Genomic DNA, 14,690 nt, shown 5'->3' with positions numbered 1-14,690 from the left:
TTTTAAAATAAAAACCGAATAGAGGATTCATGCTCTATCCGGTTTTAATGTATATGGAAAGGGAAGTGCTTTTCAGAAGTGTAACATGACTCCTGCCGAGAAACTGCGCATTTCAGGAGCATGGCTTTGTTGCATGATGTTGAAAGGGGAGAGTTTTACATAGAATCCAAAGGTTCCGTATCCACCCTGAGCCATGATGTCGAGATTGATGGGATTGACTTTTATGTTTTTATTGAAGTGCTGTACTTTTTCGTTTCCTACAGTATATTTGGTTTTCATGCTGCTATATGTCTTTATACCGATAACCGGGCCAAGCGAAAAGAAAAGCGGACCATGCAAAAAGGTTCTTGTTTGCCATTCGATCAATAGGGGAATTGTCAAATCCACAGTTTTCAGTCGAGAGAAATCGAGGTGGGTGCCTTCTGGGCAAGGAACTATTTTTATTTGCCCATTTTGCTTGGTGAAGTAGCGGTTATCGTTCATGACGTAGTTTCTCCAATCGAGACCGATACCGGTAATAAATCCCCAATTATCCCTATGTATGGGGGTAAAAATGGTAACGAAATTCCAAAATATTTCGAAAGAACCGGAGAAATCAAGAGAAATACCCGTGGGGGAGTCTAAAAATTTCATGCCTCTACCCATGGCATTACAGAATCCGAAACCTATGCCCGACCAATGCGGATCGAAACGCTTGCGTTTATCTTTCTTTTTCCCGGAAATTAGATCTGAAAACGGAAACGATACGGATTCGGAAAGTTCCCAAGAGGTTTGTTTTTTCCCGTCAATATGGCGTGATTCGTAATATTTGTTGTATTTGTTCCCGTTTTCGTAGACGGTTACCGAAACGATTTCGGAGGAATCTTTGATGAGGATTTCCTTTTGGTTGAATATTACAGTTGTGTCACGTTCTGTCGAGAATGACGGCATGATTGAAAAGATGGCGAGTAGGAGTAAGATAGGATTTTTCATATTCATGTTTTTTTATTGTTTCTTGTTGATAAATAGATTTATGAGTTTGTCGAGCTGAGTTTGTCCCTCTAAGTAGATAAGTGTCGCATCGTGCGGTGACGTTTTACGGAACAGAATAAATCGGTTTTCTCCATCGGGGGCGGCAGGTGGTAACTGGTAATATCCGGCAATGGTATTATTCCCCGATTTTACGGTTTCGCTGTTTTCGGCTTTCCGGCTGTCGGTAGAAACCGCAGCTTCGAATAACGTTACATCGTCAGGACGGTCCGTGATGGAAATACTATGGAATAGCGATAGGCCGTAAGGGTGTAACGTTTTCCCTTTCAAGAGAACGACTATGGCTTGTTCGTCTTTGTCGTATTTCCCTGAAAATAGGGGAGCGATAGCTAGTCCTTTTTGGGCGTGACAAATATTGCCGATCCAAAGGAAAATACAGGATATGAATATTTTATAAAACATTTTCATAGCAGATGAGTTTATTGTAAATTTTCGAGAGGCCTGAATATGGAACTCAGTTCTTTCTCCACGGTAATGTCGGTTGGGTCGAACTGGGATACGGTGTGTTTCATTTGTTCGATAACGGTTTCTGTATCGGTGTATTTTTTCCCGTATATATAGGTGACACAAATGTCTCTTGGAGAGTGAAAATAGAGGATATTTATACTCAGAATAATGGCTATACAAGCAGCGATACGAGCAATCATTTTTAGCGCCACCCGTTGCCTGCTTTGTATTTTCCCCTTTATGCTGTTGCCTATTAGCGAGTATGAAAGTACGGCTCGTATTTCGTCGTAACGTTTATTTTGAGACTCTGAGAATACAAATCGAGATAGTTCTTTCTCTTCATCGATAGTAGTGTTTCCACTGTAATAGCGTTCGATGAGCCTATCCCAATAGTCGGAATTTCGTTTGCCGTGTTTTATGTTTTTATCGGTCATAGGCGTTTAGTTTTTTATATTGTTCTCTAATAGTTTTTCTCGCTCTTGATAAATTCATTCGGATTGTTGCCGGTTGCATATTCAATCGGTTGGCAATGTCTTCTATTTCGAGACCTTGATAGTCTCGTAATTCGAGAATTTTTCTTTGATTCTCGGTTAGTCTTTTTTCGATGAGTAGTTTTACCGTTTGGAATCTTTCCAATAGATTTTCTTTTTCACTGTTATCTTCATCGCATTCGTTATTGGTTTCGATGTCCAACTCGGGGAATCGAGCTTTCTTTCTAATTTGGTCTATACAAATGTTACGAGTTGTAGTGACTGTCAGAGCCGCTGCTTCTTTTTCGCTTTTAATTTTATTTCGTATAGGCCATAGCCTGCAAAAAGCTTCCTGTATAGCGTCGGAGGCATCGTCTTCATTTTGAAGAATATGACGAGACATCGATAACAGGTTGTCGCGCAGACGTGTGAATGCCGATAACAACGGTTCTTGATTCATTATTTAAATAATGTATTTTCTTTTTTGATTCTGTAAAAATAACGAACCAAGTGCCGTTTTGTAACAAGGAAAAAGAAAAATATTTAATGATAAAAAGGAAAAATTTATTCTTGTGGGGTTTGTGGGGATAGCTGGTGGAGTTTATAGAATTCAGAAATTGAATCGAAGTCCGGCTTGCAGATTGATGTTAAAGGGTTTTTCTTTACGAATGGTCGAAATGTCCGATCCATCGTCGAAGTAATAGACAATACCAGGCTCGGCATAGAGGCTTATATGCGATGCCAGTTTGAAAGATATTCCGGCTGATGCCAATACGGACCACTGCAATTGGTTTATGTGCAGAGTCTCGTCGTTGGAAAATGGCGGACGATTGTTCATTTCGTATTGTGCGGAGAGTTCTCCGTGAACACATTTTTCCAACATTCCGCCTCCCGATAGGTAGAGATTGAAATAGCGCTTTTTTAAGAAATTCCAGTTTAGTTTTAACGGTATTCCCAAATAGTGTAGTTGCTGGTTTTGTGTATAGTATGCAGCTCCTCCGGCAGTCAAGTCGGACGAAAGATAGGTATATACAAGTCCCGTTTCTAATGCCAGTCGATTGTTCAGTTCTTTCTGGACTGTAATTCCAACCGATACGGGAAAGTGGTGTTTAATGTCTGTTTTGGGTTGGCTATTGATATTTTGCAGCATGATATGTTGGTAGGGTGTTGTTACCGGCCCTTCGGAGTTCGAAAGATTTTTTTCGGAAGGGAGACTTGCCATTTCGGCAGAGGCATAAGGGGCTAAATTGCTGAATCCATTTCGATTGTCGGCTGACGCGATTAGGTTATTCCCCAGAGATACGCCCAAAGACCAAGTGCTTTTGGTTTTGGGTTGTGTATGCGTATGTATGGTTGTCGTGCTGGTATTCTCATTTCTCGATGGAAACAAGCTAGTCTGTGCGTTATTTCGTTTTTTCCCCGGAGTTGATTTTTCCGGTTCGGAAGATTCCCGTTGTTCGATGTGTCGCGATTCGTTTATTTGAGATGGCGTATGGTTTTCCACATCGGTACAGTCTGGTGTTTGCGGTGCTCGTATCGGTTTATAAGATTGGGCTATTATATCGAGTGGTTCCTGTTTTATCGAGGGTACAGTATTTTGCATTCGAGATACTTCCATTTGCTCCGAGCCGGATATTTTTGTTTGAAGCGGGAGATTGTTTAAGTCGGTAGTCGGACGGAGGAATTGTAACCCGATAAAAGTACATAACAAAAGTGTAATACAAGCGGCTGCCCACCAAATGGTTCTTTTCCGAAAGGGGATACGACGTGGAGCGAGCTCTTTGGAAAGTTCTTCCCAAACTTCTGGCGGAGGAGTAACCGAATATTCATCGAGCTGCTCTTTCCAGCTGTCTGTCCAATTTTTAGTTTTATCCGTTTTCATATTGTGCCCAATATTGTTTAACTCGATTCATCAATATCGTTCGTGCCCGATGTAATTGTGATGAGGAGCTTTTTTCGTTTATATGAAGCAGGTTTGCGATTTCTTTATGTGATTTGTTCTCGAATGTGAACAGATTGAATACCGTGCGGTATCCGTCCGGTAATTCCGAAATGAATCGAAGAAGCGTTTCCTGAGGAATGTTTTTTACGACTTTGTCGTCGTCTTCATATTCCGGGTCGGCTATTTCGGGAGCGGTTTCGATGTCGAGCTCGATATGTTGTGTTTGCTTGCGAATCGCTTCTAATGCTGTATTTACCATAATACGGCTCAACCATGCTTTTAATGAGCCTTCGCCTCGGTAGAAAAATTTATCCAAAGAGGTAAAGGCTTTAAGGAACCCGTCATGTAAAAGATCTTTGGCGAAATCTCTGTTCCCGGAGTAACGGATACAAAGTGCGAACATTTCACCGGCATAGCGTTGATACAGCTCGTTCTGTGCCGTCATATCTTTCCGCTTGCAACACTCTACCAGCTCTGCTTCGTTCATTTTTTGATGATTCCTGTTATTTATTAAATGCAACGATGTAAAAATACTGCATGACAGGTGATGGAAAAATTGTTTTTAACTCTTTAACAAAATTCGGTGCAGTATTTTTGAATGGTTTACGTTTACCTCATAAAAGTGGATAAATTAAAAAACAGACGAATATGAAAATGAAAAAGTTTTTATTGGTAGGATTATTAGGTGTTGTGACATTGTGCGGGCTGTCGTCTTGTGACGATGATGACGATGGCGGATACGTTCCGTTTTCCTATGCGGTGGGCGATATGGTCGTAAAAGACGGGAGTGAGCCATATATCCAGTTGGATAGTAAGCAAACACTTTTCCCGTCGAATGGCAGTCGTTTGCCTAATTATTTGTTGAAAGACGGAAAACGGGTAATCGTGAACTTCTCTTTTCTCGAAGGACAGCGGGAGGGATATGATTATTATATTCTTATCAATGATATAGATTCTGTGTTGGTTAAGAATGTTATTCCCATCACTCCTGAAACGACCGATAGTATCGGTAACGATCCTGTGAATGTGTTGGATATGTGGACGAGCGATAAGTATCTGACGGTTCAGTTTGAAATGCGAGGTCTTGGTCGCGAGAAACACATGATTAATTTGGTTAGGAATTATTCTTTATCTCCTAATCCCGATGGAGACGGTTATTTACAATTGGAGTTGCGTCATAATCGTTTGAATGATCCTGAGATAGACCATATTTTATGGGGGGTGGCTTCGTTTAGATTGGAGGATTTGAAACTGGAAAATCCCGATTTGAAAGGGTTGAAAATAAAAGTGCGTAGTCCTTATGGAACGGAAGTTCGTACTTGTGATTTCGAGAAGGAGGATTCAGGAGAGGATGCAATTTCTGGAACTCAGGAGAAGAGTGTTTCTACTTATGTCCGATAGAAATTGATAGTTAAGTAAATAGGTGTTGATTGCCGGGAGCAGAATGGATATTTTGCTTCCGGTTTTTTTATTGTGAAATAAAGGCTTATAAGTTTTTTGGATAGGTACAAAAAAAATTGATTGTCTCACGACAACCAATCTTTGTTAACCTTAAATCTAATACCATGAAAAACACATTGCAAATATAGGGGTAAATATGTTCTCAAACATAATATTTAGACAATAATTTTCTTGGATTTAATTTGTTTTAACTAATGTAAATCGATTTAGTCGTAAATGTATACGGTCTTTAACATTTTTGGCGAGACTGTAAACAAATATTCGCTGTTCCCGGATATTTCCTTATATTAGAATGAGATAGGAATAATTCAAAAAGGGGAAAAGGATTCGTTTGTTTTATCCTTTTCACATCTTTCGTTTGTGGTGTCAGACGAGTTTGTTAAAGATGGACTGTATTCGGTATATCCAAATAAATTTGTTTCTGCACTTGGTTTACATTATCTTTGTCATAACGAAGATAGGATGTGGTTCGATATAGCTAATTCGGAAATGAGATTCCCGTTTGCCTCTGCGCTCACCTTTCATTATCTTTGTCTATTGTTGTACGAGTGGTAAGAATTAAAATAGGTATTAGATTTAGTACCCGATTAAATGAAAAATAAATGAAGGTTGCCGATTTGATAAAGAATAGCGGGAGTACAGGATTTTCATTTGAAATATTGCCTCCATTAAAGGGTAGCAGTATCGAGAAATCTTTTAAAGCGATAGACACGCTACGGGAATTTGCGCCGTTATATATTAATATAACCACACATCGCAGTGAATTGGTTTATAAGGATACCCCCGATGGGTTGTTTCGCCGGGTCTCGGAACGTAGTCGTCCCGGTACAGTAGCGGTAGCGGCAGCTATAAAAAATAAATATCAGATACCCACTGTTCCTCATCTCATATGCAGTGGCTTTACAGCTCTCGAAACAGAATATGCATTAATAGATTTGAATTTTTTGGGGATATGCGATTTGCTTATTTTGAGAGGTGATAAGGCTAAGCATGAGAATCGATTTATCGCTGCTTCCGGTGGATATGAACATGCTATTGAATTGGAGCAGCAGGTGAATCGTTTTAATGAGGGTTATTTCATAGATGGCACTCGAATGGATTTGGTCAGTACAAGGCAATTTTCATACGGAGTGGCGGGTTATCCCGAGAAACATGACGAATCTCCTAATCCCGACGAGGATATGAAATGGTTGAAGGCAAAGGTGGATGCAGGAGCCGACTATATAGTTACCCAGATGTTTTTCGATAACGAAAAGTTTTTCTCGTTTGTAGACCGTTGTCGGGCAGCAGGGATTACCGTACCCATTGTCCCGGGATTGAAACCTATCTCGAAGGCTTCGCAATTGACATTGTTACCTCGTGTATTTCACGTAGATATACCCGATATGCTGGTTCGGGAGATTGTTAAGTGTAAAGACGATTCGCAGGTTAAGCAGGTAGGGATAGATTGGTGTACAGCTCAATCGCTCGAATTGAAAGCGAAGGGAGTACCTAGTATTCACTATTATTCGCTTATGGCGGTCGATAGTGTTTATCAAGTGGCGAAGTTGGTTTATTAACGGAGGGATCGTGCGATGTTTTTTAAAGACGTTATCGGACAGGAGGAGGTAAAGCGAAGACTTTTACGTTCGGTTGACAATGATCATGTGGCTCATGCCCAGTTGCTTTGTGGACCGGAGGGTGTCGGTAAATTTGCTATGGCTATGGCTTATGCCCGGTATATACATTGCACGAATCGTCAGAATGGGGATGCTTGCGGTGTATGTCCGTCTTGCCGGCAACATACGGCTTTGACTCACCCGGATTTGCATTTTGTATTCCCGATGGTCAAAGTGGATAAGAAGAAACGGATATGTGACGATTATTTGCCCGAATGGACCGAGTTTTTGAAGGAGAATACCTATTTCGGGATCGATTCATGGTTGAGGTATATTAATGCCGATAACAAGCAGGCCGTAATTTATGGAGAAGAGAGTGAAAGTATTTTGCGGAAGATGTCTTTAAAGAGTTATGAATCTCCGTATAAAATAATGATTATATGGCTGCCGGAACGCATGAACGACACTTGCTCCAATAAATTGCTGAAATTGCTGGAAGAGCCTTATCCCGGTAGTGTGTTTTTGTTAGTCAGCAATAATCCCGATAGAGTGCTGGGGACTATACGTTCGCGTTCGCAGCTTATCGAGATTCGCTCTTTGTCCACGTCGGTTATAGCCGAGGCGTTGCAACGCCGGTATGGGATAACGGAGCAGGATGCTATTTCGGTGGCCCATGTCGCAGAGGGTAATTATTTGAAGGCTTGTGAGGCTCTTCAATTGAATGAGGAGAATAAGTTGTTTTTCGATTATTTTGTACAGGTCATGCGTTTGGCCTATGCTCGGAAAATAAAGGACTTGAAGATATGGAGCGAAGAAGTGGCCGATTTGGGGCGCGAGCGTTTGCGCCGATTTCTTTCCTATGCCCAACGAATGATACGTGAGAATTACATCTATAATTTGCATGTTCCTGCATTAACCTATATGAATCGGGAAGAGGCTCAATTTTCTTCGCGTTTCGCTCCGTTTATTCATGAACGTAATGTACAGGCTATCATGAAACATTTGAGCGATGCCGAAAATGATGTCGGGCAGAATGCTAATGCCAAGATTGTTCTTTTCGATCTATCTATAAAACTTATTATGCTGTTGAAAAGCTGATGAGGAGTCGTGATGTGAAATGAATGTAGAAGAATTTAGGGAATATTGTCTTTCGTTGAAGGGTGTGGAAGAGAAGATGCCTTTCGTGAATGTTGCCGACCGATATAGCCGTGATGTTTTGTGTTTCTATGTGGGCGATAAATGGTTTTGTTTTGTGAATGTCGAGGTGTTCGATTTTTGTTGTATTAAATGCGACCCGGTGGAATCGGGCGAATTACAGGCTCGTTATATGGGAGTAAAGCCGGGGTGGCATATGAATAAAAGACATTGGATTAGCGTTTACTTTAATCGAGATGTTTCGGACGAGATGGTCAGGACGTTGGTGAAGAAATCTTATGATATGGTTGTCAAGCGTTTGAATCGTAAGGAGCGGGAAAGACTATTATAGAGAGATATGTCTATTTTTTTGAAAAAACAGGTCTTTTTCTATTGAAAAAATATTATCTTTGCCGTCCCGGATAGAAAACCCCGGGAAACTACCACTGGGGCTGACCGGTTTTGACAGCGGGTAGAAGTGGTGGGTAAGCATGCAGAGCGTTGTTGCCCCGCTCTATAATATCAGACAACAAAAATTTAACTGGCGAAAATAACTACGCTCTTGCTGCTTAATCGAAGTATAGTAGATTAGCTTAATCTCCGTAACAGTTGTGGAGACAAGACATCACCCGGTTGCTGTTGTTCCGAAGCGTTCCGAAACGGTGGTGCAATAATATCGGAAATAGTCAGAGGCAAGTTTCGAGCTGATGATGAAAATTTAGAAACTAAGGTGCAGATTGGTGGCTTCGGTCTTGTCTGTACCCGACAATCAAAGCGAAGATAAGCATGTAGAAAGCTCATTAGTTCCTCGTTTGGACGAGGGTTCGAATCCCTCCAGCTCCACGATAAGCATTAAGAGACAGTGAATGCTGACGGATAGTACTGAATTGAAAAGGTTCTGTCCGTTTGTTGTATCTGTTGAGTGTCTTTAAAGTCTTTCTTTCATATCGTTGTTGAGAAGTCTATTTTTAATATTGTGAAAAATAAAAGAGCGATGGCTGGTAAAAAGGCAAACAAAAAACAGGTGCATCCACATCTTTCGGGAGTACAAAAAGCCGTAGTGTCTTTTGCCAATATGTTTGAGAAAAACCGTCGTATAAATCGAGAGGCGCAACGAGTCATTAAAAGAAAAACACCTCAAAAAGTCAGGACTATACTTTATGGAAAAAGAGGTAGGAGGATTGAAGAGCGTTTCTTCTGTGTTGTCTGTGGAAATTCTTATGGAGAGGGGTGGAGATATAAATTGGAGGAGGATACCTATTTGTATTTGTGTTCTCGGTGTAAAGAGGTCGTTCGGCCACAGTTGACGGTAAAAGCCATATATTCATCGAATTTCGAAGTTCAAAGAAAAAAGCATTGAGGTTAGTTATTGTAGTGGATAGCCGATAAGTTTACTATAAAAAAAGAATCCATATATGTATATGGATTCTTTTTTACATTATCCCAATTCTTATTTCACTCGTTCATAATAGGGGAGACGATCGAGGGGGACATCTATCTCTATTTTTTTCGGCCCCTTGAATGTTTTTCCTTGATCGTCGCGCCATGTGCCTTTGGGAAGATTAACGGTACGATGAGTGCCTTCGGTAATCATGGGGGCTATCATATATTTGTCACCGAGCATGAACTGATCTTTGCATTCGGTGAATCCGCTATGTGGAAAACTGTATTCCATGTGGCGCAAGATAGGCTCTCCGGTCTCGGCAGCATGACGGGCACATTCATAAATGTAGTCGCCCATCGTGTGATGTAGCTGTGCGTATCGTGCACAGATTTCCATATTCTCACGATTGAGGATTCGCCACGGGGCAACTGAAAATTGCATCATGGGCATGAGGGCATGGACTTGGCATGATCGTACAATGAGTTCTTGGTTAAATTCGTCTTCTTTAATATCGAGAAAAGAGGAAAATTGCCCACCTCCGATCATATCGGGACAGGCATAGGGATAACCGAGCATACCGCAAATTGCCATGTTGGGTATAAGCATGGATACGGCATACCACGAATAGTCTTTGTCTCCTATGCGTTGCACTAATGGTAGGCCTCCGGTTTTCCAAGCGGCTCGAAATTCATTGAAAGGGTAGGAAAGTCCCAGTTCGGCCCATCGTTGGGAGAAAATGTTTTGGTCGGCATTCTTGTCGTAGTAGTCGTACTCTCCGTTAGCCAAGATGGCTATATCACCTGCGTCGAATTTGAACCCGTCGATCCCGTATTTTCCCATACATTCGTTTAGGGTTTGTTTTAGTGATTCGACAGCTGCCGGATTGGTCATGTCGTAGCATGCACTATATCCGTTCCACCAATTTACAACGGCAGGTGTGCCATTTTTGTTTTTCAGGAGAAATCCTTTGTCTGCCAAATCTCTGAACTCGGGAGAATCGGCCGATACAAAGGGTGAAATCCAAAGCATGACTTTGAATCCGAGCCGGTGCAATTCGTCTGTCATGGCACGGGCATCGGGGAATTTTTCTGCTTTAAATTCGAAGTTCCCATAATAGCGTTGCCAGTTGTCATCGATCATCAAGATTCCTTTGGGGAATCCGTTTTCGATGATGTTATGAGCGTAGTTCAGAATGTCTTCTTGATTTTGATTATACATGAGTTCTATCCATGTATTGTATTGTGGTTCTTTAAAAAAGAGTGCTGGCGGAGTTTTTCCGTTTGCCGGGAAATGTGTTTTTGAGGCATGAAGATAGGCATCGCGAAGGTTTTTCCCAGCGGTTGTCACTTGTGGGGATTCATAATCTGATTCGATAACGAGTGTGTCGTTTACCAAGCGGAAACGGAAAGGTTCGTCACTCCATACATAACGTCCTTGCGAAGATAGGAGCAGGGGAGAGGTTTCGTTATTAAAATTGACTTTTGCCAAATCATAGAGGGGGGTATTCGATGCAAAGGGCATTTCGTTACCTATTCCTACGAAGCAGCCCCACCATTTTTCATTATTGATGGGTGCAATGTGTTTGGTGTATGGTTGGGCTTGTAGAAGAAAAAATGAACCCAGAAGGAAAGTGAGTAATGATATTTTTTTCATGATAAAATATATTAATGTGTGCACGAATCTACAAAATTTTCATGAATCGGCAAAAGACTTTATTTCTACTCTTTATGTTTGAGGTAGGGGAGATATGGGTAGGAATAATGTCGTGGTATAAAGCGAAGTCGTGAAATATTCTTTTTAGTTTTGTTTTGTTCATTTCTTTGGTTAAAAAACAAGAGAGGTAATGCATGATTTGCAGCATCACCTCTCTTTATGTGGTTTATTTCTCTTATAGATTTTTATTTCTTGATAAATTTCATGGCTTTGTCTGTATTACCCATCGTTATTTTAACGATATAACAACCTTTCGCCAAATCGGCTATATTTACAGGGGCTTCTTCTGTAACTTTAACCAATTTGCCAGTCAAATCATATATGGCAATGGTAGCATTTTCGTCGATACCGCTTACATAAAGTATTCCGGTTTGGTAGTAGAGTGATATAGACTTTATGCTTTCTTTGTCTATGCCTACAATCGTTCCGAATGTTATGTTATAAGTATGGTTGCTGTCTATGGCTCCTATTTCGTAAATATTGTTACTAATTTGGTCTAACAGCGATTCTCCATTGGAAGAAGTGAAAGTTTCTATCTTATAATTTTCTTCGGGGATAAAAGTTAGTTTGACAAATGTGTTGTTTAGAATTTCGGAACCACTGGCATATACATTACTTTCGTCGTCGGAGATGGTGACAGAACCATTTCCGGTAATATTGCAAGTAACTCTCCATGTCGGTATTTTCGAGAACACAGCACATATTGTCATATTATCGGAAATTGCGTTTACTGTATATATGTTTTCTGCAAGTTCGTCTATCTTTTCTTCTTCGTTCACGAGGAATGACGTTAATTCATATCCTTCGTTTACGGTTACTTTGAAAGTTAGCTTTGATCCTCGTATAATTTCGGAACCGAATGCGGTCGCTTCTTCGGCATCATTAACGAACATTTCGACGTTACCACCGGTTGCGGTTGTATTGGTTACGATTACTTTATTGGAGAATACCACTGTTACTTCTGTGTCGTCTTCGATGACAAAAGTCGTTCCGCTATTTACTTCGCCATTTACCAATACTTGCGATAATACATATCCTTCTTCCGGTTCGGCTATGACTGTCAATGCGCTGAACTGGTCTACCTCTCCACTTGTTACTTCTTCATTTTTAGCATTAACTACTTTGAATGTTCCCCCTTCGGTGGGTTGAGTGATGGTGAGATTATTGGTCGGGAATGTATGACCGGCTACGATTTGTACTTGAATAAAGTCGCAAGTATAAACTTCTGCGCCCCAGTGGGGAGCACCAGTATGTACCTCGGTTGTACCTTCTACTACACCGGCGGGACAGCTACCGAATGTTCCTTTGTTTTCCAATTCGGCTTCCGAATCATTTTCGATTTTGTAATAGGCCACTAATTCTTCGGGCATATTCTCCTGGTCGTAACCGCCGCGAATGGATTCTTTTACTTCTTTTTCGGTCAATGTTTTGGACCATACCTGAACTTCGTCTACATAGCAGGAGAATCCACCGTTCCCCACGAAGAATACACACTCGTCTTGTAATAGACCTATACCATGCCCTTCTCGTTCTCCACCTTCTACAATTGTTCCTAAATCGCCGGTTCCTAATAATTTTCCGTTTTTGTATAGTTTGATTTCTTTATTGGAATCATCGACTGTCACGGTAATAAATGCCCATTCATCAGCGGTCAAGGTTGCTTCGGTCGTTACATCGGCTATTCCCGGACAGTTACCTTTGTCTTCCCATGCACGGGCTTTCAATTTTAGGACTCCGTTTTCGAGTACAACACCAAATGTTCCTACGGCTCCATAGTAAGGTGCTTGTCCGTGTCCCATTACTTGCCCATTTGTGCTGACTGTTTTCACCCAAGCGGACATTGTGAAATTACGGGCACGATGGTCTGAACCTGTTATATTACCGTTATTCCATGAATTATTCTCTCCGTTTATGTGTTCGCCTAATACTTTATCATCAAAACGGAATTGGTATTTATTATTACCACTTATTGCAGGGACTAGTACGGCTTTGGGGCCTTCGATTTGGAATGAGACTGTGACAGTCGTATTTTCGTTCACCGTGTAATTATCTCCGTTGGTGAAATCGGATCCGTTTACTTGGAGGGAGAGAATTTCATAACCGGGATCGGCAGTAGCCGTAATTGTCAATACCGTGCCTTCTTTTATACCAGTATTCTCTCCTGTGGTAAGAGGCTCGGAACCGTTCATTACGCTTAGTTGTCCATTTTCTACCAGAGTCGGTAGCGTAACCGTGTAATAAGTAATATCGGTCAAGTTGACAATGATAGTCGTGTTTTCTGTTACCGTGAAAATGTATGATCCGTTTTCTTCTGCTTCGGCTGGTTGCTCGTTAATCAGTACGGATTCTATCTTCTTGTTTTCTGGCAATGAATTGAATGTTATGGTTAATTCTGTGCCAGAGGCTATCGATTCTAAGTTCTCGATAACTTCTTCTCCTGCTGTAATTTGATAATCTACTCCTTCGTCGACGGTAATTGTTACTTTATGCATAACGATTTCGACAAATGAAACAGTAATAGTTGCATCTTCCGTTACAGTATATGTCCCACCGTTTTCAATCGGTTGTCCGTTGATATTCAAGGATTCCAAACGATAATTATCGGCCGGTGTCGCCGTTATGGTTAAAGTAGTCCCCGATGTTACGGTATTTTCTCCTGCCGAAAGAGGGCTTTCGCCGTTCATTACGCTTAAAGTGCCATTAGTTATTTCAGTGGGTAGTGTTACTGTGTAGTTACTAGGAGTTGGTCTTCCTTTGGTAAGAGAGGGAACGGCTTCTGTATAGTTGGTGATACTGATATATCCACCATCACTGTTTGTTTGTCCTCCGGTGAGATTATAGAATGTAGCCTTTGTATTTACTTGGTCAGATTCGGTTACTTTGTTGGTAAAAGAACTGCCTTCTTCAATTGTATTGAAGTCATACCAAACCGTCAGTCCCGATATATTTTGGGGGTTGCTGTAAGCTTGCTTGACATCATTTGAGTTTAATGCTCGGTCGAAAAATTGGAATTCGTCACAGAATCCGGAAAATCCAGCGCCCCCTACAAAGAAAATACAAGGGTCGTCTCCGAAAAGTTCTAACTGTTGAGTATTGTTTTTCGTGGCTACGAGAGTACCATCTTTATATACACTTACCGAAAAGTCGCTGTTGTCATAGACAAGTGTAAGATAAGTCCATGTATCCAGATCTACCGAGGTTTCTAAAACCGAAGTTACTTTGTTGCTTGCACCTGATATGATTTTAAGAACACCTGTTTCGGTAGTAGCTAAAACTAAACTACCGTTGTAATTCATATGTACTCTAGGACCGTGTCCCATGATTACATTTCCTTTACTGCCCGAATTGTTTGTATATTGGTCCATATTTATCCATGCAGATATAGTAAAGGATTTTCCGGACCGGTCTGTTTCACCTCCATTTCTGTCTCCTAAGATTGTTTCGGGGATTTCCAAACGGTAACCCGATGTAGGAGAACTAAAAGAGAGCTGAGGAATAGTGATCGCTTTGTT

General features: G+C 41.1%; 13 protein-coding genes and 1 other RNA gene. 6 read left to right on the top strand and 8 right to left on the bottom strand.

What is annotated here, in order from left to right; translation table 11 throughout:
• Positions 1–72 precede the first annotated feature (72 nt).
• From QVD32_RS11235 to QVD32_RS11210, 6 genes are all read right to left on the bottom strand, one after another.
• Positions 73–972 (bottom strand): outer membrane beta-barrel protein, encoded by a 900-nt coding sequence (locus tag QVD32_RS11235; protein ID WP_021892704.1) that lies wholly within the window; start codon positions 970–972, stop codon positions 73–75.
• 12 nt (positions 973–984) lie between these two features.
• Complete coding sequence (locus QVD32_RS11230) at positions 985–1,437, bottom strand: DUF6108 family protein (RefSeq protein WP_021892703.1); 453 nt, start codon at positions 1,435–1,437, stop codon at positions 985–987.
• Between the two features lie 11 nt (positions 1,438–1,448).
• A complete protein-coding gene (locus QVD32_RS11225; RefSeq protein ID WP_021892702.1) occupies positions 1,449–1,910 on the bottom strand; it encodes a PG0215 family putative anti-sigma factor in 462 nt (153 codons plus the stop codon).
• The gene (locus QVD32_RS11220) at positions 1,900–2,406 is read right to left on the bottom strand and encodes a GFO_1088 family ECF-type sigma factor (RefSeq protein ID WP_021892701.1); all 507 of its coding nucleotides are present in this window, start codon (positions 2,404–2,406) and stop codon (positions 1,900–1,902) included. Before QVD32_RS11220 ends, QVD32_RS11225 begins: the two co-directional genes overlap by 11 nt.
• A 150-nt stretch (positions 2,407–2,556) precedes the next feature.
• Positions 2,557–3,828 (bottom strand): porin family protein, encoded by a 1,272-nt coding sequence (locus tag QVD32_RS11215; protein WP_021892700.1) that lies wholly within the window; start codon positions 3,826–3,828, stop codon positions 2,557–2,559.
• The gene (locus tag QVD32_RS11210; RefSeq protein ID WP_021892699.1) at positions 3,815–4,375 is read right to left on the bottom strand and encodes an RNA polymerase sigma factor; all 561 of its coding nucleotides are present in this window, start codon (positions 4,373–4,375) and stop codon (positions 3,815–3,817) included. The genes QVD32_RS11215 and QVD32_RS11210 overlap by 14 nt, the downstream gene beginning before the upstream one ends.
• 161 nt (positions 4,376–4,536) lie before the next feature.
• Between QVD32_RS11210 and QVD32_RS11205 the strand changes: the two genes are divergently transcribed.
• From QVD32_RS11205 to QVD32_RS11180, 6 genes are all read left to right on the top strand, one after another.
• Positions 4,537–5,289 (top strand): NigD1/NigD2 family lipoprotein, encoded by a 753-nt coding sequence (locus QVD32_RS11205; RefSeq protein ID WP_021892697.1) that lies wholly within the window; start codon positions 4,537–4,539, stop codon positions 5,287–5,289.
• Positions 5,290–5,951: 662 nt separating this feature from the next.
• The gene (gene metF, locus QVD32_RS11200) at positions 5,952–6,908 is read left to right on the top strand and encodes a methylenetetrahydrofolate reductase [NAD(P)H] (RefSeq protein WP_021892696.1); all 957 of its coding nucleotides are present in this window, start codon (positions 5,952–5,954) and stop codon (positions 6,906–6,908) included.
• Between the two features lie 15 nt (positions 6,909–6,923).
• The gene (locus QVD32_RS11195; RefSeq protein WP_021892695.1) at positions 6,924–8,045 is read left to right on the top strand and encodes a DNA polymerase III subunit; all 1,122 of its coding nucleotides are present in this window, start codon (positions 6,924–6,926) and stop codon (positions 8,043–8,045) included.
• A 19-nt stretch (positions 8,046–8,064) separates the two neighbouring features.
• Positions 8,065–8,433: an MmcQ/YjbR family DNA-binding protein gene (locus QVD32_RS11190; RefSeq protein WP_021892694.1), complete on the top strand. Its 369-nt coding sequence runs from the start codon at positions 8,065–8,067 to the stop codon at positions 8,431–8,433.
• Positions 8,434–8,529: 96 nt separating this feature from the next.
• Positions 8,530–8,927, top strand: a transfer-messenger RNA (tmRNA) gene (gene ssrA, locus QVD32_RS11185).
• 148 nt (positions 8,928–9,075) lie between these two features.
• Positions 9,076–9,441, top strand: a complete 366-nt coding sequence (locus QVD32_RS11180) for a hypothetical protein (RefSeq protein ID WP_021892693.1) — start codon at positions 9,076–9,078, stop codon at positions 9,439–9,441.
• Positions 9,442–9,531: 90 nt separating this feature from the next.
• Here the strand turns inward: QVD32_RS11180 and QVD32_RS11175 are convergent, their stop codons facing one another.
• Both QVD32_RS11175 and QVD32_RS11170 read right to left on the bottom strand, forming a co-directional pair.
• Entirely contained in the window at positions 9,532–11,118 is a 1,587-nt protein-coding gene (locus QVD32_RS11175; RefSeq protein ID WP_021892692.1) for a glycoside hydrolase family 31 protein, read from the bottom strand.
• Positions 11,119–11,363: 245 nt separating this feature from the next.
• Positions 11,364–14,690: LamG-like jellyroll fold domain-containing protein (locus QVD32_RS11170; protein WP_287710217.1), on the bottom strand; the 3,327-nt coding region annotated here is incomplete at its 5' end.

Source organism: Barnesiella sp., from assembly GCF_022723415.1.
Lineage (GTDB): Bacteria > Bacteroidota > Bacteroidia > Bacteroidales > Barnesiellaceae > Barnesiella > Barnesiella intestinihominis.
The sequence above is the reverse complement of the archived record's forward strand: the minus strand, read 5'-3'. Positions and strand labels throughout refer to the sequence as shown.

Coding starts and splice junctions, on each gene's coding strand:
- QVD32_RS11235 (WP_021892704.1), bottom strand. CDS start 972: ATGAAAAATCCTATCTTACTCCTACTCGCCATCTTTTCAATCATGCCG.
- QVD32_RS11230 (WP_021892703.1), bottom strand. CDS start 1,437: ATGAAAATGTTTTATAAAATATTCATATCCTGTATTTTCCTTTGGATC.
- QVD32_RS11225 (WP_021892702.1), bottom strand. CDS start 1,910: ATGACCGATAAAAACATAAAACACGGCAAACGAAATTCCGACTATTGG.
- QVD32_RS11220 (WP_021892701.1), bottom strand. CDS start 2,406: ATGAATCAAGAACCGTTGTTATCGGCATTCACACGTCTGCGCGACAAC.
- QVD32_RS11215 (WP_021892700.1), bottom strand. CDS start 3,828: ATGAAAACGGATAAAACTAAAAATTGGACAGACAGCTGGAAAGAGCAG.
- QVD32_RS11210 (WP_021892699.1), bottom strand. CDS start 4,375: ATGAACGAAGCAGAGCTGGTAGAGTGTTGCAAGCGGAAAGATATGACG.
- QVD32_RS11205 (WP_021892697.1), top strand. CDS start 4,537: ATGAAAATGAAAAAGTTTTTATTGGTAGGATTATTAGGTGTTGTGACA.
- metF (WP_021892696.1), top strand. CDS start 5,952: ATGAAGGTTGCCGATTTGATAAAGAATAGCGGGAGTACAGGATTTTCA.
- QVD32_RS11195 (WP_021892695.1), top strand. CDS start 6,924: ATGTTTTTTAAAGACGTTATCGGACAGGAGGAGGTAAAGCGAAGACTT.
- QVD32_RS11190 (WP_021892694.1), top strand. CDS start 8,065: ATGAATGTAGAAGAATTTAGGGAATATTGTCTTTCGTTGAAGGGTGTG.
- QVD32_RS11180 (WP_021892693.1), top strand. CDS start 9,076: ATGGCTGGTAAAAAGGCAAACAAAAAACAGGTGCATCCACATCTTTCG.
- QVD32_RS11175 (WP_021892692.1), bottom strand. CDS start 11,118: ATGAAAAAAATATCATTACTCACTTTCCTTCTGGGTTCATTTTTTCTT.